Here is a 21853-nt window from a genome sequence, read left to right on the forward strand (position 1 = left end):
TAATCCCCATATCATTTGCAGTGCTGGCAACTAATTCTGATTTCTCTTGAAGGGCGATGGCAGTGTTTTCTGGGTCATCTTCAGAGGTAATCGCTGGCATTTCAGATTGTTCTATGCTTGGCTGTGGTTGGGATTCATTGGCTTCATGGGCTATCACCTCAAATTCCTCTTCACCATCAAGTGCAGTGGCTTTTGAAGCAATGTTCACGGTTTCCTCTAGTTTTGAAACTTCCTCAAGTTGGCTATTACTTACACCGTTAGCGGTTACAGTCGCTAATTCAGATGGTTGCAAATCTTTAATTAGGCTATTAATTACTTCAGAACGGATATCAGAACACCAATCATCTGGAAAATCTGGGCAAAGGTCTAAGATTTTAGCTTCAATTTGTGCTGCTGTTACTTCAGTAATGCCTTTGGCTTTGAGAGTGCGGCGAATCGAATCTACTTTATTCTTAAGTTCTTTCATTTGTCATGCTCCTATTTGTTTCGAGTAATCGCTGTGAAAAAGACAATTTTGCAAGCTTCTGAATAGCTGTATACAGAATGTTTACCAAACTGTAACCCTGCTTTGTACCAAGCATTTATCAGCATTCTTTCTGTTACATTTGGTTTAATTTCACGAAGTATTGAAAGTATCAATTCTCCTGTAAATTCCTGATAATCGGAATACTTGTTCAGGAAATTTTCATAGGCTGTGAGTGACTGCTTTGTTAGCACTGTCCTGGGATAAGAAACTTTCAATTGGGCGTAACATTGCACTGATTTGAGGTTGATACTTACACCGGAGCGCTCCAACTCATTTCTAATTTGTCTCCAACGACGATTTGACAAAGTGCCACTGATTGCCTCAAAAGCTTGTCTGTAGTAATCCTTTTTTATTTGGTTGACCATATAGGCAGTTACAGATGTAATTCATCTGTTATCATTCTAGTCTATAGTGGCTATTGTGGCTTTAGTGGATATATAGACATTGCTTATCGGAAGTGGCTGAATAGCAATAGAATCCTATATAGCCACAAACACTGATAAATCAGCCACAATGAAACCCAATTCAGACAAGGATTTAGTACAAGTGAGAGTTTCAATACCAGAAGATTACAGACGACTATTTAAGGCGTTGTGCGCTGAATTAGGCACTGATATGAGTAAGAAACTGACTGAGATGATACGCCAAGAACTGATTAGCGCTGGAAAACTTAAGGAGTAGCTTTGAAACGTATCTGCAAAAAATTTTTGAAACCTAAGTTACCTACCGCTATCGCAACGAATGCCAGAATCAAGGTTTCAGCCGTGCGACAGCTGAACAATCCCTCAAAATTCTGTCGCCAATGAGGTTTTCCCGTGAAACGTAAATGGATATTAACACTTGCGACATTTACCATATAAAGGTTCTAGGCTTTGAAATATATCTTCCAGCAAAAATTTCTCCCAAAATACCCCCCAAAAACTAGGTGCAAAACTGGGAACTTCTTGAACTACTTATAAAAAACTTTAACGATTGCACGAACGCGATTACGTGTTTGGAGGAATCAGTGCAGTGCCGGAGGCGATCGCTAACTAATCGCAAAAAATATTTAATTTTCCATCTAATCAATGGCTATTTAGTGAAAAATGTAGTAGCGAGTATTACCATCAGTAGAGGTAATATTAATATGAATAACTGGTGTCTCCAATGTTGGCCGTGAAAGACCAACCTGCCGATTTTCAACTACCCCCGCACAATGAAGCGGCGTTAGAGTGGCTTAGGGAAGCGAAAAACGCTGACTCAGCTATGGTTCTGGCAGTTGGTGCTTCTGCGTTAACTACAGGCGCAGTAATTCCTGCGGGCTTGCTTCTTTTTGCGTGGGCTTACAAGCCTTTGGTACGCATTGAGAAAATTGCCAGACTGGAAAAATTGACCTACCTACTTCTGGAAGAGTTCAAAAGCAAAGGCATACAAGTCTTTCCGGTACTTAAGATCGATGACAAAAATCCTATCGACTTGTTTGTCAGGTTTCCTGGCAAAACTCACCTGTTTATCTCCATTAGATCAAAAGGAGAGAGCGAAATTGTCTACAACGAAGCCAAAGAGGTTTTGCAGGTGAGAAGAAAAAAGAATCGGTTAGGGACTTGGGAACCTTGTCCTCTGGTTGAGCTGGCAGATTACAAAAGCTGGTTTGACAAAAATAGAGACAAGTTTTTGATGTCCTCCCGTGAAGCCCAAAAGACACCCACAGCAAAAGTTTTGGTTTTATGGCCTCCTACCAAGGCATCCCCAAATCATAATGAACATCTTTATACGGAGATAGGAAATATGAAAGTTTTGGTTCTCAAGAGAAAAGGCAGTGCATTTGTAATTTCCGAGTCGGAAGTGATTGAGTTTGTCAGAAATTGGTTAGGCAAATATGAATAGGATAAATAGCGAAAACCCCGCTTCCTGCTAGGACAACGGGATTTTCTAAGTTTATTCAATTGGAATTGGGGATTGGGTTCGCAGCCTAATTAATATCCCTAACAGCAATCTTATCTTAGATTTTGAGCTGTAAAGCTATTGTAACACCAGCTTTCCCAGACAAAAAAGAGCGATTCAGAAATTTTATCTTTCTAGATTTCCGAACGTTTGTACTAAAAGATTACTGCCCAGGATAGCTCCAATTCCTCCACTACACACATCAAGGAGGAATGGTCAGATGTCACAACAAGTATTTCCAGTCTCATCCATCAATAACAAGCCAACAGAAGCAACTATCGCTCAACCCTGCCCCCACTGCGGCAAAACAGACTGGTGCTACTCCATCGGGGAACTAACAGTCTGCAACCGAGATGCAGAACAGGCTCCAGGATGGGAGAAAACAACGAAAAGAGATCGCAACGGCAAGCCATACTACGCACCAGCCAATCTCCAAAAATCACCCCGTCCCCAAGGCAAGAAAGAATATATTTACGGGGATCGCAACGGACAACCATTAATCAAAGTCATTCGCATAGATGACGGCAACGGCAAAAAGCGCATCTTTCAGGAATACTGGAGTGGAGTCTGTTGGGTAAAAGCCAAAGATTTCCCAGGCGAGAAAAAACGTGAATATCAGCGCCAAGTTACAGTTTATCGCTATGCCCAAGTCACAGAAGCGATCGCTCAGGGAAAGACCATATTTTTCGTAGAAGGTGAAGACATAGTTGATACACTCTGGAAACTAGGCATACCTGCCACAACAAACATCGGCGGCGCTGGCAAGTACCGCGCCTATGGCAGTTACCAAGGGGATTTAGAAAATGCTAACCTAGTTCTTTGTCCCGACCGTGACGAACCTGGGTTAAAGCACATGGAGGATATTAACAAAGACTTCCCCAATGCTAAATGGCTATACGCCCCTCCCAGCGATTTTTACTGGACACACCTGCCTAAAAATGGAGGATTAGATATTAAAGACTGGTTAGAAGACGGTGCTACACCAGACGATATCAATCAAGCAATTGAGGATAGGCGAATTGTAGTTGATGCGCTCAACGAAACTCTGTCCCTTGAAGCCGATCGGGATAGACCAGCCCAAAGTAAGTATAAGCAAAAATTGAATGCCATTCGTGCCGTGTGGGGCGATCGCCTACGCTGGAATACCCTCAAAAAACAAGTAGAACTCGACGGTAAGCGATTGCCACTTGACCGCATTGATTTAAAAGTGGCGATTGATGTAGATATTGACATCAGTAAAGAACAAGCCAAAGGCATTGTTTTACAACTGGCTCAAGCCCATTCGTACAGCCCAGTAGTGGAGTATTTAGAATCAGTAGCCCAGCTTTACCCCAACGTAGATGTCAGTTTATTAGATACCCTAGCCGAACGTTACTTCGGCACTAATGACCCCTTACACGCTGCACTGATGAAACGCACCTTAATTGCTGCTGCGGCCAGAGCGTTTGAACCAGGGTGTAAACACGATGAAATTACCATCCTGCAAGGTAAGCAAAAATCTCTCAAATCCACATTCTGGGAAGTTTTAGCAGGTGAAGACTTTTTCACCGATGACCTCAACGGCACTGAAAAAGACGAAATTTTAAAAATTAGCCAGTATTGGATTTTAGAGTATGCCGAGTTTGAGAACGCTTATAAGAAAAAGGATGTCTCACAACTCAAAGCATTTCTGTCAAGAAAGAAAGACTCAATGCGTCGCCCCTATGGTACTGACATTGAGGATTTCCCCCGCCCATCCATCCTGGTGGGAACTACCAATCTAGACGAATTTCTCTATGACCCCACTGGTGAGCGCCGCTTCTGGGTAATCAAGGTGTTATTCAAGAAAATACCCATCCACCAGCTCCAACAAGAACGTGATCTGATTTGGGCCGCCGCCGTCACCGCCTATCGTCATGGTGAGCAATGGCGACTAACCGACACCGAAGAAGAATGGTTAGATGCTGCTAATAAACAATACCAAAGCACTGACCCTTGGGAAGCAGCGATTATGGGTTGGGCTGACTTGCACAAGGAAGTATCTGTAGGAGAAATACTCACTGATGTTCTCAAAATTGAGTTAGCCAAGCAAAGTAAAGCCGAACAGAACCGAGTAGCTGCTATTTTGCGTTCTCACGGCTGGACAAGCGGCGTACGCAAACGAGTTAACGGTCGCTTAATTCGACCCTGGATTCGACCAAATCAAGAGGTGGAACAGGAGGTGGCACGGGGGGTGGAACAGGAGGTGGAACAGCCACAAACCATTGCTAAAGAAGACTTACAGCCAGAGTGTTCCACCTGTGACAGTAATTCTGGACAAACTTTTCCAAATTCTGATAGTACTGTTGAAACAACACCGCAACCAGCAATTGAAAAAAGTTTAGAAAAGCCGGGGGTGGAACAACTTGTAAATGAGCCTCAAACCGCGTCAGCACAAGTAACAGAAGAGTGTTCCACCTCTGGTTCCACCTCCCTAGTTGTAGGTGGAACAGATGTAGTGATTGCCAATGCACAGCTGATTAGGGAGTGCATCGCGGATCAATCTTGGGGGATGATTGAATCACTGTTAGAAGAATGGACAAGTGAATTTAAATCTGCTGTTTGGAACGTGTTGACCGCAGAGGAACGTAAGGCTGTTAAGCAACTTAAGCGAGGTACAACCTATGAATAAACCTGTTAAATCTCCACAAGTTTTCAAGATGCACCCAGAGATGGGAAACTTGGCAGATCAACAGATGGACGCAGATCAGGAATTGTATTTCAGTAGGACAGTGTAAGCTTTTAGATTACGCGATTGCGCGGAACGCACTGCTCCTTGGGCAATCGCTCTCCTCTGGTTTCACCAATTGAAGCTGATATCTTTCAAGCTAAAAGAGAGCAAAATCTCAAATGAACACAAATGTCTCATTTACGTCTTTCCCCAGGTTAGATACAGAACGTTTATTGCTGCGTCAAGAAACCCCAGAAGATGCTCTTGCTGTTTTTGCAGTGTTTTCTGACCCGAAAGTGACTGAATTTCATGACCTTGATACATTCACGAAACTGGAAGAAGCATTTGGTGTCATTGAGCGACGGACAAAACGATTTGAAATGGGGCGTGGAATTCGATGGGGAATTGCGTCTAAGCAAGATAACATCTTAATTGGTTCTTGTGGTTTTACATGGGACACACAAGCAATGAGTGCTGAGATAGGATACGAACTCAATAGCACTTATTGGAGACAAGGCATGATGACAGAAGCATTACAAGCTATTCTGCAATTTGGTTTTTTTGAGTGTGACCTGCGGTTTGTTACTGCCGAAGTAATGTTGAATAATATCGCTTCTAAGAATCTTTTGTTCAAGTTAGGATTCCAAAGTAGGGGTGTGCTAAAACAGCATGGATTTTGGAAAGGTCAGCATCATGACTTGGAGCAATTTGTACTAGCTCGGTCTTGAAAGCAGTGCAGCCTAACTAATCCCTTTTGGCTGCACGATATTGACAGGGTAAAGTAGGAAAAATTCAGTAATAAAACACATCAGTACATCTTTGTAACTTTTGTGTAATTGCTGTGTTAATTCTCAGGCAGAAATAACAAAAGCTGTGGCATTTTTGTGGAAATTAGAAGTAGTTCTCAGCAGTTCCTAGAATGATTTTGTGATGCTTTTATGATGAATTTATGGTAGCTATATGGTATTTTTGTGGCTAATTTGTGGCATTTAAAAAAATCATTTTTCTCGCACAGTACGCATAAAAGTTTGGACAGAAAAAACAGCTAAAAATGATTGAAAAAAAAACAATCACCTGACAAACACTACTTAAATACTACATTAGTAGTATAGAGATGACTGAACAATTCACCACTCAACCCTTTTGCAGTATATTTGTAACCTAGAAAGTTACAAAACTGAAACCAAGAGGGAGCTAAACCCGGATATGTTTACTCAATTCATATCTTCTGCACCAAATGGGGTGGAGTGGCTACCCTGAATTGGTATTGAGTTAGGAAGGATAATTCCGCCCAATCTGATTATTTTTTTCAAAGTTCCAGTTCTGGCCCTTTTTGCTTTTGGTTCTTTTTCCAAGTACACAGCGTGTCATTCCAATCTTTACCTTTGGGTTTAACTCGCTGGGCATGATGTAACTGTTCCATGATGATTCGCACCGTTCCAGTGTCAAACTCATCATTGGGATGGGCAACTTCTACATGGGGAATAGTGCTGAGAAAATCCACGGGCAGACTCTTATGGCTATCGACTGCCATGTACATTGTTCGCTCTGGATTTCCTTGCTTTTCAATGATGGACAGACTAGCCAATGAAAGTACCTCAATGGGTGATTTACACAACACAACTTTTTGAATTTCCCCCTTTGGTGGTTGTCCCAGTTTGAAGTGAAACCATCCTTCAGTGCGCTTGCTTAGAGTCACATATCCTTGACCTTCTCCTCTTGTTTTCATCGAAAATGCACCTTTGGTTTCACCGTCCAGATCCCGGATGAGAAACACGGCGTTTTGTTGCTCGTCAGCATAAACTAAACCTTGCTCATGAACGGCTTGCACAAAATTGGGTAGTATTCCACAGTTCTGGGTTAAGTAGTTATGTACTACATTCCATTGGCGTTCGTCTGCTGCTGGCGGGATAAACTTGGGTCTGGGTTCAAACTGTGCAAATTCAGTAGCTACTTGACGGGCTTGGGCGATGACTGCTCTGTCTACCCCGGTTGCACCAAAACTATCATGCAGCCACGCGATTGCTTGCCGATAATTACACCTGTTAACGTGCATTACCAAATCAATACTGGTATCACCGCCCTGTTTTTGAATAGGAGCAAAGTTATTCCATTGGTCGTTATGAATATTGATGATGTATCCGTGAGCATTCCAGATCCCAGGATGCTGATGGTCACAGTCTAAACCCAAATGCCAAGCCACATCTTCCAGGGCTAAGTCCCGCAGTTGTTCTTGCTGCTGCCGCAACATTGCGTTTTCTGCTTCCAGTTGTTGCCTGAGTTTTTCACTAGCAATCGCGCTTTGATGCGCCCATCGCTCATGTTCGATAGCACGGTGACGATCCGCTAACTGATGGTCAAGTTGTTGAATAACTGGGTCAGCCTGAATACGTTCATACAATTGCTGCGCTGTTTCTCCAGGCTGGGGAGCTAATCGTGCCAATTCCAAACTCAAAGGTTGACTGTTAACTGCATGGTAATATTCCTTAATTTTGGTGTGTGTCGCCTTACTGCCTTTTACCCCGCGTTCAATACCCAAAGGAGCAAGGGCAGCAGCATAACTATCTTGCAGTTTGGATAACTTGATTCTGCATTCCTTAGCTGAACCCCCAAACATTTCATTGTGGCTAAGTTGTTTAGTTTTATCGTTGACAGGAACAATGTAAGCGTGAATATGAGGAGTAGCTTCATCCAGATGCAACTCTGCCCTGACGCACTTATCACCGTAATTTTCCATCAACCATATCTTAGAAGTACTAGCAAACTTTTTCATACGTTGCAAATCCCATTCCCCGGCGCGTGATGGGTCATGAGGTCGAAAATATTCGGGGCTGGCACTCAAAAACATCTCACTACACAGCACAGCATTTTTGCGCGGCTTGTACTTTGTGCATAATTTGATTTTGAGTTGAACAATTTCCTCCAAAGGCAGGTAATCATCCCCAATCAACCGGAGGTTCATTTTTTGTGGGTCAGCATTAAGAGTTTCTTGTAATCTGGCAGTATGGGCTTCACTACCGCCTATATTGCCAAAGGTTTTCAGCTTCACCACCCGCAAAATTGCTAAACCTGCCATAAGTCCTCAGTTGTATATTTAGTTTAGTTGTGATGTCTTCAATGGTAAACTAGTCTTATAGCTGAGTCGGGATGAACTGGGCTAAAATATCGCCAAAAAATTTTGATTACGAAATAGGTACGGAATGGCTGAATTGCACCTAAGCTTCATGCGGTAATGCTACTACTGCCCGTGCCACAGCTTGACAAAGAATTTTCTCTCATAAGTATATAAAAATAACTAATTAATTGCCCATTTACAGGCTTTTAGTGTCAAGGATTCGTCAGATGTTGATGCTATTTGACGATTAGCAGATGCCGACAGAAGAAAATCTGGTGAATGGGTCAATCTTTGCTTAAATTTCCTATTAATTATGCTTGTGTGACCATTGGCTAACTACTGGGAAAAACAACGCAATTACAAGGGTTTCAGGCTATTTTGTTGTCAATAAGTCTAGTTTAATGACAATAATTGTGTTTGTTCAGAGTCATTCAACTTTTTTCAAACACTGACGCAACTGTTTTGTAACTAATTGTATTATTAATACCTACAGAATATTTTTTGAACGGTTTTTTGAATTACTTTTGCAACACAAATGTAATATAAAAAAAGTGTCAAATTTTTGCCAAAAAAGTGGCTCAAAATAGCTCTAGATAAGGGTTTGAAGGCAATTTGACTAAAAGTAGTAGGTGTGGAATGGGCGTAAAAAATTCAAAATCTGGCTATTTTGGTGCTTTGTTACGCCCCTTAGATTGCTGTGAAGTTGACAAATTTTGATGAAACTACACTTGAAAATGGCTGCAATAAGCTAGTTGAGGTGTCAAACAACGCCCTTTTGTCATCAAAAAGTGTTTTTTTTGCTAGTTTGAGGCGTTCACGGTCAAAAGTGTTAACTTACACTAAAATGCTACTGATAAAATACATAAACCCTATATATATTGTGTATTTTATGGAGGGAATAATTTTGTATTCAGAAAAGAAACTATTTATCTAAAATAGTTTTGATAAATGAAACAAATAGTAAAAGCTATAGCTAATTGAGTTATCAAATTCAAAAAGCTGAACAGAAAAAAAATTTCTTGTTGTCCATGAATAATTCGTTTGTTATCGTTTGAAGGGTAAGTGATGCTTCCATGTATTTCATCTGCATTACTGTTATTCAGATTTTCATGCCACAAAAATATGACAGATGTAAAGCACCAAAGAATTTCTATAAAGCGCCCAGATGATAGTGTGGATGGACGGGTAATTAGTTACTTACAGTCTGATCCGTTTAATCAAGGTGAGAGCTTTCCCGAATTAGTTTTATCTACTCTCAAGGCACATTGGTTGCCATTGGCATTGTTTGATGAGGGATTGCGTGGGGAGAAAATGAGGCAGATTGGCATTCGTGCGATCTCTAATTTAGAAGCACAAATTAGTGTGATCCGACGTATTTGTGGGATTGATGCAGATCCAGTTCGTGCTATGCCAGTGGTTATCAACCAAACATTTGGAACATCAGGTGATACAGCATCTGTCTGGAGAGAGATTTCTAATAATCATTCAAATAACGATAGTCAATCCAATGCTCAAGCACAGGAGGTTGAGACTGATGATGAGGATGAGGATGATGATGATGACTGGGAATTGATGGACATACCACAGACTGAAGAAGAGAGAGATGCGAATCGAATACTGGGTTATGGACAATAAAGTAGAGAAATTATGACAGAAATCAAAATAAATTAAATAATGTCAAAAAGCTGGTGTTGACTTGTGATAGTGGTGGGAGTAAAACCAAAGCGATTGCCTCCTTTCTGCGCTGAGTCTTTCAGACACGCACTCGCGTTCGCGCAATCGCTTCGGCGGGAGATTCAAATGAAGAAAGTGCCGAGATATTGAATTGACTACATATATATAGATGGTGTTCAGGCGAAATGGGTGGTGGGATTTATGAATTTTCTATAAGGTGACGAAGATTTTTCGGAACCATTTGTCATCTAGTTGTATCTGCTGATATATGGAATATATGGAACCAGTTATACCGAAACCGGGGCATGACATTGAATCTATGAAGCCCCAAGTAGATTTCTCTATTGTGCAAACGGCTTTCAAGTCAGCTTGGGAGCCGTTTTGCATTCTTTACCGAACGAAGGGTACTTTTTATATCAGAACAGGAAGAAAGTGTTTGGTTTTCAAGTTCAATCCCTTACAACGGTTGCGTCATGCATTTGGTTGGGCATCTACTTATAAGCTAAACGCATGATCTCGCAGTAAATATTTTTGCTGGGATAACAAACTTCATTGTTCACAGTAAAGAAAAGTATTTTTAATTACAATCATTAATAGCGTTCAAAAAATTACATATTTTCAGAGTGTTTGCATGACCATGACTACTGATACACAGCAGTTATCAGTAATAGGGTGTCCGCCGAGATACCGTAATAGGTGTAGGAAATTTCATCACTTTAGAATTTGGTGAGCCACTTCCACCTTTATGAGTGTCCGCCGAGATACGGATACCGTTGGCGAATTGGAGGGTTGATTTTTGAAAACTTTTGTTGAGGTTTTCCACGAAAACAGCAGGTTTCCCAGCCTTTAGAAATATTTCGCCTACGGTATCTTTGCTACTTTTATCCTAATTTTTGCAAGTAACTTACAAAAATGACTTGTCAATATACTCAAGATATTGACAAGCTAACTTACATGAACTAATACTGCTAACTTACATGAACTAACACTGCTAACTTACATGAACTAATACTGCTAACTTACATGAACTAATACTGCTAACTTCCGATATATCTAACTTAGAATAGCTGATGTAACTGACTTTCAGTAACTCATGTAATTGAATTACCATAAAGCTTACTTACAATAAATAGTACTTCTAATTTAATTAAGTGACTTAATTGGTAAATACTAATTGACATAGCTATAATATATTTATGGATAAAGTAGAAAGCCTAGTAGTAAAGGCATTACTACCAGGCTTCAAGCATAGATATGTCCAGTATCTACAGCTTTATCAAGAAAAGTGCAATCAAGGCTATGTTAGTTAATTGAGCTAACGTTAGCAGCATGAAGCACAGTAAGAAAATGGTAAATACCATTTCTACTCCTTATTTTATTCGTTTACTAATTGCAGCTTTGGCAAGAAGCTGCAATTGTTTTAATTATAGCTTGAAAAATATAATCTGTTTTAGACAACATTGCAAAGTGTGTTATTAAAATCTTATTTTGTTAGAAGGGAATTTCCTCTAAATTTAATTAGAAAAAATTTTTGCTATCACATAGTAGGCAGGAACAAGGTTGGTTTTTATGTACCTTGTCAACTCTGTTTGTTAATACATTGCCTAAAAATGTAGACAACTTTCACGTCGCGTATCTCGACTAAACACCATTTACGCATCACGACTCGTAAAGAACAGTATTTTTCTTTTCAAACCTCTGGCATTCAAGGTTTTTGCAGTTGCGTAACGGAGAACGTTAGTCGCAGTAATTGTACTTAATTGAAAAATACGCAAAAATCGGTTAAAAAGATATTTAACCAAGTAGCAAACTACACCACCCAGCGCCCTACGGAGAAAAACTGACAAGATGCTAGTATCGCCAAACTTTGGCTTCCTAGAAATCCATGACCCGCAACTGGTGCGACTGGGTGCTTTAGCAGAAAGATATTTTACAGAAGACCCTAACACCTGCCTAATCAAACTGCGGCAATTTGGCGAACTCCTAGCGCAACTGATAGCGGCGCAAGTGGGAATGTACAACTTTGAAGAACGCCAAATCGACTTAATGCGTCGCCTACGGGACAAAAATATCCTCAAAGGCAAAGTATATGAATTATTTGACAAATTACGCTTGGCAGGGAATGAAGCCACACATGGATTTGCCAACGACCAAAGGACTGCCCTCAGCAACCTTAAATATGCCCACCAATTAGGAATATGGTTTCATCGGATTAAGACCAAAAATCCTGATTTTCACCCAGGCCCCTTTGTCCCACCGCAAGACCCAGCCAGAGAAACCCAAGCACTCAAACAAGAACTAGCACAGTTGCGGACTGAGTTACAAGCCAGCCGCACCGCCGCAGAACTAGCGCAAATTGCCGCCGAACAAGAAGCACAGCGTCGCATCTCCGCAGAAGAACTAGCCAAAGAAGCCGAAGCAGAAAAGCAAGCCGCCTTAAATCGCCTTGTAACTATTCAAACTACAGCAGCCAGCCAATCGGCACAAACAATTCAAGAAACCATCCAGCGATCGCAACAAGCAGGGGATAATATTGACCTGGATGAACGGGAAACCCGCCGCCTCATTGATGCTCAACTACGGGCAGCTGGTTGGGAGGTAGACTCAGAACAGCTTACTTATAGTAATGGTATTCGTCCCCAAAAGGCGAAAAATTTAGCGATCGCCGAATGGCCGACAAACGACGGACGCGCTGATTATGTTTTCTTTGTCGGACTTTTAGTAGTCGCCGTAGTCGAAGCCAAACGGCAAAGCACCGATGTTTATGCTGCCATCGACCAAGCCAAACGTTACAGTCGCGGCTACAAAATTCAAAGTGATGAAACCTTACCCGGTGGCCCCTGGGGTGAATATCAAGTCCCCTTTGTCTTCGCCACCAACGGACGGGAATTTTTACGACAATTGCAAACCAAAAGCGGTATTTGGTTCTGTGATGTCCGCCGTCCGGAAAACATCCGCCGTTCCCTCACCACTTGGTACAAACCAGAAGCTTTCATTGATGCCCTTAATCAAGATGTAGACAAAGCACACCAACTACTTACCGAGGAAGGCTTTAACTACAACCTGCAACTAAGAGACTACCAAATCAAAGCCATTCAAGCTGTTGAAGCCAGATTAGCCCAAGGTTTTAGGGAACTGTTATTGGCAATGGCCACGGGGACAGGTAAAACTAAAACCTGCCTGATTTTGGTTTATCGTCTCCTGAAAACTAAACGTTTTCGCCGCGTTCTGTTCCTGGTAGACCGCACAGCATTGGGAGAACAAACAGGTAATGTTTTTAAAGAAACGCGAGTAGAGAATCTACAAACCTTCGCTGATATTTTCGGGATTAAAGAACTGGGTGATGCAGTACCAGACAGAGATACCAAAGTCCACATTGACACTGTGCAAGCATTTGTCAAACGTATCCTCTACCCAGGCGAGAACGCAGCCATTCCTACAGCCGACCAATATGATTGCATTGTCGTGGATGAATGCCACAGGGGATATTTACTAGATAGAGAATTAAGCGATTCAGAACTTACCTTCCGCGACTATGACGATTACATCTCCAAATATCGCCGCGTCCTCGACCATTTTGATGCAGTAAAAATTGGACTTACCGCCACCCCCGCACTGCATACCACCCAAATATTTGGTGAACCGGTTTACACCTACAGTTACAAAGAAGCGGTCATTGATGGCTACCTCATCGACTGTGAACCACCTATCCGCATAGTTACAGCCCTTAGTGAAGATGGCATCATGTGGCAAGCGGGGGAAGCAATGGAATATTTTGACCCCATCACAGGCACAATTGATTTAGTTCATGCCCCGGATGAAGTCAGAATTGAGGTAGAACAGTTTAACCGCCAAGTTATTACTGAGGAATTTAATCGAGTCATCTGTGAATTTTTAGCAGCAAATATTGACCCTTCACTGCCAGGAAAAACCTTGATATTTTGTGTGAAAGATGATCATGCTGATATTGTTGTTAACTTATTAAAACAAGCACTGATTGCCCAGTATGGCAGTGTAGAAGATGATGCAGTTCTCAAAATTACTGGCAAGGCTGATAAACCATTACAATTAATCCGCCGCTTTAAAAACGAAGCTAATCCCAAAATTGCTGTCACAGTAGATTTATTAACCACTGGCATTGATGTACCAGAAATCTGCAACTTAGTATTTATTCGGCGGGTGAACTCGCGCATCCTTTACGAACAAATGTTAGGACGGGCAACCCGACGCTGTGATGAGATTAAAAAAGAAGTTTTTTACATTTATGATGCTGTGAATTTATATGCAGCCCTGTCTCCTCTCTCTACGATGAAACCAGTGGCGGTTAATCCCAAGATTTCTTTTACCCAACTGGTGGAAGAATTAAATACAGTCAACGATAGCACTGCTGCGGCTACCATTGTTGACCAACTTTTAGCCAAACTGCAACGCCAGCAAAGAAAACTGAGGGATAGCAACCGGGAGAATATTGAAGCCGCAGCCGGGATGCCAATGGCAGAAATGATTAACCACCTGCGCCAAAGTGACCCCCAGCAACTCAAGGAATGGTTTAAGCAACGCTCCGCGATCGCCCAAATGTTAGATGCTAGAGATGGTGGTAGACAACCTGTGCTAATTTCTCGCCATGCTGATGACCTGCGACGGGTAGAAAGGGGTTATGGTAATGCCCAAAAACCCGAAGATTATTTAGATAGTTTTGGGGCATATTTACGCGAGAACATGAACAAAATTCCAGCTTTGATAGTTGTAACTACCCGTCCCCGTGAATTGACTAGGGCGCAGTTGAAGGAATTGCGGTTAATGCTTGACCTAGCTGGATATTCCGAGAAAATATTGCAGGTAGCATGGCGAGAAATGACTAATGCTGATATTGCTGCTTCAATAATTGGATTTATCCGCCAAGCTACATTAGGGGATGCTTTAGTTCCCTATGAAGAGAGGGTGGACAAGGCAATGAAGAAAATCTTGGCTTCTCAAAATTGGACACCACCCCAGCGCAAATGGTTAGAACGCATTGGTAAGCAGTTGAAGGTAGAAACTATTGTGGACAAGGAAGCATTAGACCTGGGAGAATTTAAATCTCAAGGTGGTTTTGTCAGATTAAATAAAGCTTTTAATGGACGTTTAGAAGATATTTTAGTGCAGATTAATGAAGCACTATGGCAAGATGTGGGGTGATAATTTTGCTATTTTATACTTTAAGTCAGACACAGCCAAGCAATATTATAAGCTTTGAAAGCTAATGTTTGTATCTTGTGTGTCTGTAGTTATATCCAAGTTCATAAACAGTAAAATTACTCAAGCAGATACCCTAGATAATTAATTAATATGTAAAATAAATGACTATTTATAAAATGAAAATATTAAAATCTCTGGTTGCATTTGTAGCTTTGTTGTCAGGTGTCTTTGTACTTAGTAATGCACAGGCACAGGAAGTTAGGAATGTAATTAGTTCCTGTCGTTTGGAAACAACTGCCGGGATAACAGACAGGGGCAGATGCAAGATAAAAACTTGGATAGAGGGTGACTATATTATTGTTGAAATAAAGCCATCTTGGGAAAAAGAAGTCAGCTACTTTAAACTAGCAAACAATCCTAACTGTAAAACTTGGAGCTATTATAACGATTCTGGCTGTAAAGGAGTTTCAGGAGATGGTCAAAGTTGGGATGAAGAGTTCGGGGGATTGGTAAGCATCGGAGAACATGAAGATGCTCAAGGCAACCCCAAGTTTCATTATAGTTTTGGAAGAGCTTATACACTTATTTATGACGGTAAGTTTCCTAGACCAGCTAGCTCAGTTTCCAAAAGTTAATAATAAGATTAGTAGTCAGCGTTAAAGCAAGATTGATCAAGTGAAACAGCATGACATTACAAGCTATGGCATATTTTAAAAGTAAAAATTAGGTTATTATACTTAATTTTAATAGCTTTATTAATATAATTGACTATTAGGCAAGTTTGACAATTTCAGAGGTAAATTGATTGTCATGGTAATTATTTACCATCAATTAGTTAGCAGCATCAAAAATCTGCTGTGCGGTTAAATTTAATTGGGGGAAGGTAGGTGATTTAATCGCTGTGTCACCTTGAAATGGAGTCATTTGATATTCACCATCAACTAAACTACATACAAAAATAGTCGGTTGTTTGGGATTACCGATAAATTTCCTAGCTCCCAATGCCGCATAATCAGCAATCCAATATTCAGGAATGCCCATTTCTTCATAATCCCTAAGCTTGTTGTAGTAATCATCTCGCCAGTTAGTCGATACAACCTCAACCACCAATGGCACAGATGCAGCTTGGCTGACTGTTGACTGCTTTTGAAAAAGCGGTTCGTTGCTGAGATTGTCTAGATTTAATAACAATACATCAGGCGAATAAGCAGATTCAGCACTAGGAGTTTTAACGAGAGCAGTTTTAGGAATACCGTAGGGTAAATTCAAACGATCAAACTCCACCGTTAATTTACGTGACAAAAATGCTATGACTTTTTCATGTTCTCCGTTTGGAGGGGGCATTTCAAAAATTACTCCGTTACGTAATTCATAGCGTTTACTATCGTTGGGATACCATTCGATAAATTCATCAAATGTCAGTAATTTTGGCAAAGATTGGGTCATAATCTTACCTCCATATATATTTTACTTTATCAAAACATTCACAATTTTCATTGGGATAATTCAATGATTTTTGATTGTCATGGTATTTATTTTCCAATATTTAAATTAAAATTATCAAGGGAATTTTTATTTATATTCTTAGCAATTAGCATAATTAAACAGGGTTTGCTTACTCTATAGTAAATCAGTATATAAATTTATCTGTTGTAACTGTTCTTTACGCCAATTAGCAAAACCATATCAAACTTTGACAACATTACCTAATTGCGTATAATTGCAAAGCGACATTTATATAGTAACTACTTATTTAAAACATTGAGCGCGACTACTGATATCGTCCAAAAACTCTGGAATCTCTGTCACGTTCTGCGGGACGACGGGATTACTTATCTCGATTATGTAACTGAATTAACATACCTGCTGTTCCTGAAGATGGCGCAGGAAACAGGCACAGAAAGCCAAATCCCAGAAGGCTGTCGCTGGGGTGATTTGGTGGTTAAGGATGGCATCGAACAGATGAACTTTTACCGCGCCACCTTGTTAGAGTTAGGTTCTAAAAATACGCCGCTACGGGTGCAGGCTATCTTTGCTAATGCCCAAACTGCCCTGAAAAAACCGCAAATTCTCAATAAGCTGGTCAAAAGCATTGATGAACTGGACTGGTACTCCGCCAAGGAAGAAGGCTTGGGCGATTTGTACGAAGGATTGTTAGAGAAAAATGCAGGTGAGAAAAAATCTGGTGCAGGGCAATACTTTACGCCGCGTCCTTTGATTGATTGCATGGTGGAACTTATCAAACCGCAACCGGGGGAACTGGTACAAGACCCCGCAGCCGGGACTGGTGGGTTTTTAATTGCCTCAGACCGCTATATTAAAAAACATACCGATGATTTATTTGATTTAAGCGAAGCGGAACAGTCGTTTCAGCGTTACCAAGCATTCTGCGGTATTGAGTTGGTGCAAGATGCCCACCGACTATTATTAATGAATATGCTGCTACATGGCATTGAGGGTGCTGTAGACTTGGGTGATACTCTCTCCAGTGATGGTCAGCAGTTACCAAAAGCCAATGTTATCTTGACTAATCCTCCCTTTGGGACGAAAAAGGGCGGCGGATTGCCTACACGGGATGACTTTACTTATCCTACTTCCAACAAGCAGTTAGCTTTTTTACAGCATATCTATCGTGGACTGTTACCTGGAGGACGGGCGGCGGTGGTGTTACCTGATAATGTGCTGTTTGAAGATGGGCAAGGGCGTAGCATCCGCGCTGATTTAATGGATAAATGCAACCTGCATACAATTTTACGGTTGCCTACGGGGATTTTCTACGCTCAAGGTGTCAAGACTAACGTGCTGTTTTTCCAACGGGGAACGACGGAGAAGGGGAATACCAAGCAGGTGTGGTTTTACGATATGCGGACGAATATACCTGTTTTTGGCAAGCGCACACCTTTAACTAGAGAGCATTTTCGGGCATTTAAAGAAGTTTACGGGGATGATGCTAATGGGGGAAGTCCGCGTGTAGATGAAGGGGAGTTGGGACGCTGGCGTTGCTTTACGCGGGAGGATATTGCTAAACGCGGCGAAAACCTGGATATTACTTGGCTGCGGGATGAAAGTTTGCAGTCGGGGGATGATTTACCTGAACCAGATGTAATTGCAGCCGCTATTATGACGAAGTTGCAAACAGCGATCGCGGAAATGGAGGCGTTGACGGCGTTGCTAGAAGGGGAGGAAGAAACCGAGGACGAAGCCGCGCTTCTAGAATAAAAGCAAACCCACAGTCATCAATTCTTATGACCCAAGCTTTACCAAAAATAGTTACCTTTGACGACTTTATCGCATGGTATCCCGAAAACTCTGGGGTACGCTACGAACTGCACAATGGGGAAATTGTCGAAATGGCACAGCCTACAGGGAAGCATGAAAGGATAAAAGGATTTTCGGCGGCTGAATTGACTGTAGAGTTTAGACGATTAAATCTCCCCTACTTTATCCCTAATCAAGCAATAGTAAGACCACCGGAAAGAGAATCAGGTTATTTCCCAGATGTATTAATCCTCAATGACGCTGCTTTAGTTGATGAACCGCTTTGGGAAAAATCTTCTACTGTGACTAAGGGTACATCAATTCCTTTAGTTATTGAGGTGGTCAGTACAAATTGGCGCGATGATTATTATCTCAAACTGGCCGATTATGAAGAGATGGGCATTCCTGAATATTGGATTGTTGACTATGCAGCATTAGGAGCTAGAAAATTTATCGGTAATCCTAAACAACCCACTTTCTCAGTGTATCAACTAATTGATGGGGAATACCAAGTTAGTCAGTTTCGGGGTAGCGATAAAATCATATCTCCTACTTTCCCTGAGTTAAATTTGACTGCGGAACAAGTTTTTAATGCTGGTCAATAATAAGTGATGAATTTACTTGATTAGCAGAGGTAGGTAGTAAAGATGAATGCAGAACAAGAATTATTAAGCAATTGGCGTTCCCTTCCACCAGACAAACAAGAGGAAGTTTTAGATTTTGTGGAATTTCTTCGCTTGAAAACCTCTGCCAATAAAACTCCCTTGGGAGAACGTTTACGCGAAATTCGCTCTAGGATTGTTGCTTCTGGTAAACCTTTATTAAATAGAGATGAAATAGAAAAAGAAATTGCTAGTCGTCGCGGGGGATTACAGGAAACTGACGCATGAAGATAACTTGTATTTTTGATTAATTTTTTATTGTCGATATTCTAGAGTAATGTCTAAAGGAGAAACAGAAATGCACAGTATTAAATTATCAAAGCGTGTCGGGGCAGATGGGATTTTACATTTAGATATTCCAGTAGGGATAACGGATAAAGAAGTAGAAATCATGGTGATTTATCAACCGCTAGAAAAACCAAATCAGCTAAAAACACCAGAGGAATTAGGTTGGCCTGCTGGTTTTTTTGAGCAGACTTATGGTAGTTGTCAGGATGACCCCATTGTTATTGATTCTGAAGGTGATTTTGAAGAAAGGGAAGAAATTGTGTGAGATATTTGCTGGATAGTAATGTTTGCGCTCGTTATCTTAATGGTAGGTCATTGGCAATTCGGGAGCGTTTACGAGCAACAAATATTGCAGATATTGCTGTGTGTTCTGTGGTCAAAGGTGAGTTATTTTATGGTGCAATAAAAAGCAATAATCCTGAGATAACCTTGGCTCGCCAGCAAGAGTTTCTCAAGTTGTTTGTTTCGCTGCCGTTTGATGATTCTGCTGCCCTCGTTTACGGAAGAATCCGTGCAGAATTGTCAGCTAATGGTACTCCTATTGGCCCCAATGATTTCCAAATTGCAGCTATTGCAATGGCGAATAATTTGATATTGGTTACGCATAATACGCGGGAATTTAGTCGAGTCAATGGGTTGCAAATAGAGGATTGGGAGGAGGAGAGTTGAACCAATATCAAACTTTGCCATGTGGATGGTCATTCGCTTTACTAAAGCAAGTTATTAAAAAACTTGTTGATGGTTCTCATAATCCTCCACCGAAGCAAGAGCGTGGTTTTCCAATGCTTAGTGCTAGAAACATTGAAAACGGACAAATTAATTTTAATGATTATAGATTTATCGAAAAAAAGGCTTTTGAAATAGAAGACAAGCGAACACAGGTACGCCCAGGTGATGTACTATTAACAATAGTTGGTGCAATTGGAAGAACTGCAACTGTTCCAGATAATATCCCTTTATTTACACTTCAAAGAAGTGTTGCTGTTCTTTCTCCACTTGGCATGATACCTGATTTTCTTATGTATCAGCTTCAATCTCCACAAGTTCAAAAAGAACTACTTAAAGAAGCAAAAGGAACAGCACAAAAAGGAATTTACTTAAAACAATTAGGTGATATTCCCGTACTTCTCCCACCCCTGAACGAACAACGCCGGATAGTTGCGAAAATAGAGGCACTGAAGGCTAGGAGTCAGCGAGTGAAGGAGGAGCTTGAGGATATTCCTCAACTGCTAGACCAGTTCCGTCAATCTGTCCTCGCCGCCGCCTTTCGTGGCGACCTTACTGCTGATTGGCGGGAGCAGAATCCTGATGTTGAACCTGCTGAGGTTTTACTTGAGCGCATTCGTGCAGAACGTCGCCGCCGTTGGGAAGAAGCGGAATTAGAAAAGATGAAGGCGAGTGGTAAAACACCGAAGGATGATAAGTGGAAGGAGAAGTATGAAGAGCCTCCTACTCCAGATATGATCAACCTTCCTCCACTCATAGGAAACTGGACTTATAGCTTTTTAAAACCGTTTCTTTCACAAAAACGAACTGGTCTTAAAACTGGCCCCTTTGGTAGTTTATTGAAAAAAGATGATTACCGAACTTATGGTATACCTGTTTTGGGTATTGAAAATATTAGTTCTACTGGTTTTATTAATAGAAATAAAATTTATATTGATGAAGTAAAAGCTAAAGAAATTGCCGATTATGATGCACAAGAGAAAGATATACTAATTTCACGCTCAGGAACAGTAGGAGAGGTATGTGTTGTGCCACATGGAATAGGTGAGGCGAGGATTTCAACAAATCTTATTCGTGTATCTCTGGCAGAAAATTATATGCTACCTGATTATTTTTGCTTTTTATTTCGTGGTTCGCCATTTATCTTAAATCAGGTGTCTGAATTATGTTCTGGTAGCACAAGAGATTTTTTGAATCAGACTATTTTGAGTAGTCTAGTTTTCCCTATACCACCTTTAGAAGAACAGAAAGAAATAGTTAGAAGAGTTAAACAATTAGTTGAGTTCTCAGAAAAAATAGAATATCAAGTGACAGAAAAAACTCAATTACTTGAGTTGCTAAATCAATCAATCCTAGCCAAAGCCTTTCGCGGTGAACTCGTACCCCAAGACCCCGACGACGAACCAGCATCCGTCCTGCTAGAATGCATCCGCGCAGAACGCGCCAAACTCCAAACCAAAACAGCCAAAAAATCCACACTTCGACTAGGCTCAGTGACCACCACCAAAACCAGCGCACGACGTACCAAAAAAACACAACCACAACAAGAAGAATCGGTGCAGCTAGACCTGGGGTTGGAGTAGCGAAGACAAACTAGCGATCGCGCCAACTCAATAACTTATCCTCTCACACCAGAGCTTGACACCCTCTATTTATCGCTGAAAAGCAACCAGAGCAAGCATTTCGCCCTTATTCGTGGAATGTCCCTGAATCCCTGCCAAATCTCTAAAAAGCTAAAAAGCTAAAATTAGTTAAAGTCAAAAAGCTAATTTTACAAAAAGCTAAAAAGCTAAAATTATTAATTGACAAATTAA

Annotated in this window: 16 protein-coding genes; 12 read left to right on the top strand and 4 right to left on the bottom strand. The window is 41.1% G+C overall.

From position 1 onward, the window contains the following. Positions 1-466: hypothetical protein (locus tag ACM0OS_RS17195; protein ID WP_414544414.1), on the bottom strand; the 466-nt coding region annotated here is incomplete at its 3' end. Positions 467-477: 11 nt separating this feature from the next. Next, positions 478-891, bottom strand: a complete 414-nt coding sequence (locus tag ACM0OS_RS17200; RefSeq protein WP_414544415.1) for a hypothetical protein — start codon at positions 889-891, stop codon at positions 478-480. 781 nt (positions 892-1672) lie between these two features. On the opposite strand from ACM0OS_RS17200, the gene ACM0OS_RS17205 reads away from it, so the two are divergent. The 3 genes from ACM0OS_RS17205 to ACM0OS_RS17215 all read left to right on the top strand — a co-directional run bounded on the left by ACM0OS_RS17205 (position 1673) and on the right by ACM0OS_RS17215 (position 5866). Beyond that, complete coding sequence (locus tag ACM0OS_RS17205; RefSeq protein WP_414544416.1) at positions 1673-2392, top strand: hypothetical protein; 720 nt, start codon at positions 1673-1675, stop codon at positions 2390-2392. A gap of 277 nt (positions 2393-2669) precedes the next feature. After that, on the top strand, positions 2670-5099 hold the full coding sequence (locus ACM0OS_RS17210; RefSeq protein ID WP_414544417.1) for a VapE domain-containing protein: 2430 nt from the start codon (positions 2670-2672) through the stop codon (positions 5097-5099). Positions 5100-5317: 218 nt separating this feature from the next. Next, positions 5318-5866, top strand: coding sequence for a GNAT family N-acetyltransferase (locus ACM0OS_RS17215; RefSeq protein ID WP_414544418.1), 549 nt, complete (start codon positions 5318-5320; stop codon positions 5864-5866). Between the two features lie 581 nt (positions 5867-6447). On the opposite strand, the gene mobV is transcribed toward ACM0OS_RS17215, so the two are convergent. Then, on the bottom strand, positions 6448-8214 hold the full coding sequence (mobV, locus tag ACM0OS_RS17220) for a MobV family relaxase (protein WP_414544419.1): 1767 nt from the start codon (positions 8212-8214) through the stop codon (positions 6448-6450). Between the two features lie 1161 nt (positions 8215-9375). On the opposite strand from mobV, the gene ACM0OS_RS17225 reads away from it, so the two are divergent. The 3 genes from ACM0OS_RS17225 (at position 9376) to ACM0OS_RS17235 (ending at position 15740) form a co-directional block, all read left to right on the top strand. Continuing rightward, positions 9376-9888, top strand: coding sequence for a hypothetical protein (locus ACM0OS_RS17225; RefSeq protein ID WP_414544420.1), 513 nt, complete (start codon positions 9376-9378; stop codon positions 9886-9888). A 1887-nt stretch (positions 9889-11775) separates the two neighbouring features. Beyond that, on the top strand, positions 11776-15105 hold the full coding sequence (hsdR, locus tag ACM0OS_RS17230) for a type I restriction-modification system endonuclease (RefSeq protein ID WP_414544421.1): 3330 nt from the start codon (positions 11776-11778) through the stop codon (positions 15103-15105). A 161-nt stretch (positions 15106-15266) separates the two neighbouring features. Next, positions 15267-15740, top strand: a complete 474-nt coding sequence (locus tag ACM0OS_RS17235) for a hypothetical protein (protein WP_414544422.1) — start codon at positions 15267-15269, stop codon at positions 15738-15740. A gap of 196 nt (positions 15741-15936) precedes the next feature. Here ACM0OS_RS17235 and ACM0OS_RS17240 read toward each other — a convergent pair whose 3' ends face one another. Then, positions 15937-16551, bottom strand: a complete 615-nt coding sequence (locus ACM0OS_RS17240; RefSeq protein WP_414544423.1) for a Uma2 family endonuclease — start codon at positions 16549-16551, stop codon at positions 15937-15939. A 315-nt stretch (positions 16552-16866) separates the two neighbouring features. Here ACM0OS_RS17240 and ACM0OS_RS17245 point away from each other — a divergent pair, with 315 nt between their 5' ends. The 6 genes from ACM0OS_RS17245 to ACM0OS_RS17270 all read left to right on the top strand — a co-directional run bounded on the left by ACM0OS_RS17245 (position 16867) and on the right by ACM0OS_RS17270 (position 21622). Continuing rightward, positions 16867-18324, top strand: a complete 1458-nt coding sequence (locus ACM0OS_RS17245; protein ID WP_414544424.1) for an N-6 DNA methylase — start codon at positions 16867-16869, stop codon at positions 18322-18324. 26 nt (positions 18325-18350) lie between these two features. After that, positions 18351-18968 carry a Uma2 family endonuclease gene (locus ACM0OS_RS17250; RefSeq protein ID WP_414544425.1) on the top strand — a complete coding sequence of 206 codons (618 nt, stop codon included), beginning with the start codon at positions 18351-18353 and terminating at the stop codon, positions 18966-18968. Positions 18969-19010: 42 nt separating this feature from the next. Then, the gene (locus tag ACM0OS_RS17255; protein ID WP_414544426.1) at positions 19011-19253 is read left to right on the top strand and encodes a DUF2281 domain-containing protein; all 243 of its coding nucleotides are present in this window, start codon (positions 19011-19013) and stop codon (positions 19251-19253) included. A 70-nt stretch (positions 19254-19323) separates the two neighbouring features. Further along, positions 19324-19578, top strand: coding sequence for a hypothetical protein (locus ACM0OS_RS17260; protein WP_414544427.1), 255 nt, complete (start codon positions 19324-19326; stop codon positions 19576-19578). Then, positions 19575-19982: a type II toxin-antitoxin system tRNA(fMet)-specific endonuclease VapC gene (vapC, locus tag ACM0OS_RS17265; RefSeq protein WP_414544428.1), complete on the top strand. Its 408-nt coding sequence runs from the start codon at positions 19575-19577 to the stop codon at positions 19980-19982. The genes ACM0OS_RS17260 and vapC overlap by 4 nt, the downstream gene beginning before the upstream one ends. Continuing rightward, positions 19979-21622, top strand: coding sequence for a restriction endonuclease subunit S (locus ACM0OS_RS17270; protein ID WP_414544429.1), 1644 nt, complete (start codon positions 19979-19981; stop codon positions 21620-21622). The genes vapC and ACM0OS_RS17270 overlap by 4 nt, the downstream gene beginning before the upstream one ends. The last annotated feature ends 231 nt before the right edge of the window (positions 21623-21853 follow it).

This window comes from Nostoc sp. CCY0012 (genome assembly GCF_963920855.1).
In the GTDB taxonomy this organism is placed as follows: Bacteria; Cyanobacteriota; Cyanobacteriia; order Cyanobacteriales; family Nostocaceae; genus Cyanocohniella.

Coding starts and splice junctions, on each gene's coding strand:
- ACM0OS_RS17200 (WP_414544415.1), bottom strand. CDS start 891: ATGGTCAACCAAATAAAAAAGGATTACTACAGACAAGCTTTTGAGGCA.
- ACM0OS_RS17205 (WP_414544416.1), top strand. CDS start 1,673: ATGTTGGCCGTGAAAGACCAACCTGCCGATTTTCAACTACCCCCGCAC.
- ACM0OS_RS17210 (WP_414544417.1), top strand. CDS start 2,670: ATGTCACAACAAGTATTTCCAGTCTCATCCATCAATAACAAGCCAACA.
- ACM0OS_RS17215 (WP_414544418.1), top strand. CDS start 5,318: ATGAACACAAATGTCTCATTTACGTCTTTCCCCAGGTTAGATACAGAA.
- mobV (WP_414544419.1), bottom strand. CDS start 8,214: ATGGCAGGTTTAGCAATTTTGCGGGTGGTGAAGCTGAAAACCTTTGGC.
- ACM0OS_RS17225 (WP_414544420.1), top strand. CDS start 9,376: ATGACAGATGTAAAGCACCAAAGAATTTCTATAAAGCGCCCAGATGAT.
- hsdR (WP_414544421.1), top strand. CDS start 11,776: ATGCTAGTATCGCCAAACTTTGGCTTCCTAGAAATCCATGACCCGCAA.
- ACM0OS_RS17235 (WP_414544422.1), top strand. CDS start 15,267: ATGACTATTTATAAAATGAAAATATTAAAATCTCTGGTTGCATTTGTA.
- ACM0OS_RS17240 (WP_414544423.1), bottom strand. CDS start 16,551: ATGACCCAATCTTTGCCAAAATTACTGACATTTGATGAATTTATCGAA.
- ACM0OS_RS17250 (WP_414544425.1), top strand. CDS start 18,351: ATGACCCAAGCTTTACCAAAAATAGTTACCTTTGACGACTTTATCGCA.
- ACM0OS_RS17255 (WP_414544426.1), top strand. CDS start 19,011: ATGAATGCAGAACAAGAATTATTAAGCAATTGGCGTTCCCTTCCACCA.
- ACM0OS_RS17260 (WP_414544427.1), top strand. CDS start 19,324: ATGCACAGTATTAAATTATCAAAGCGTGTCGGGGCAGATGGGATTTTA.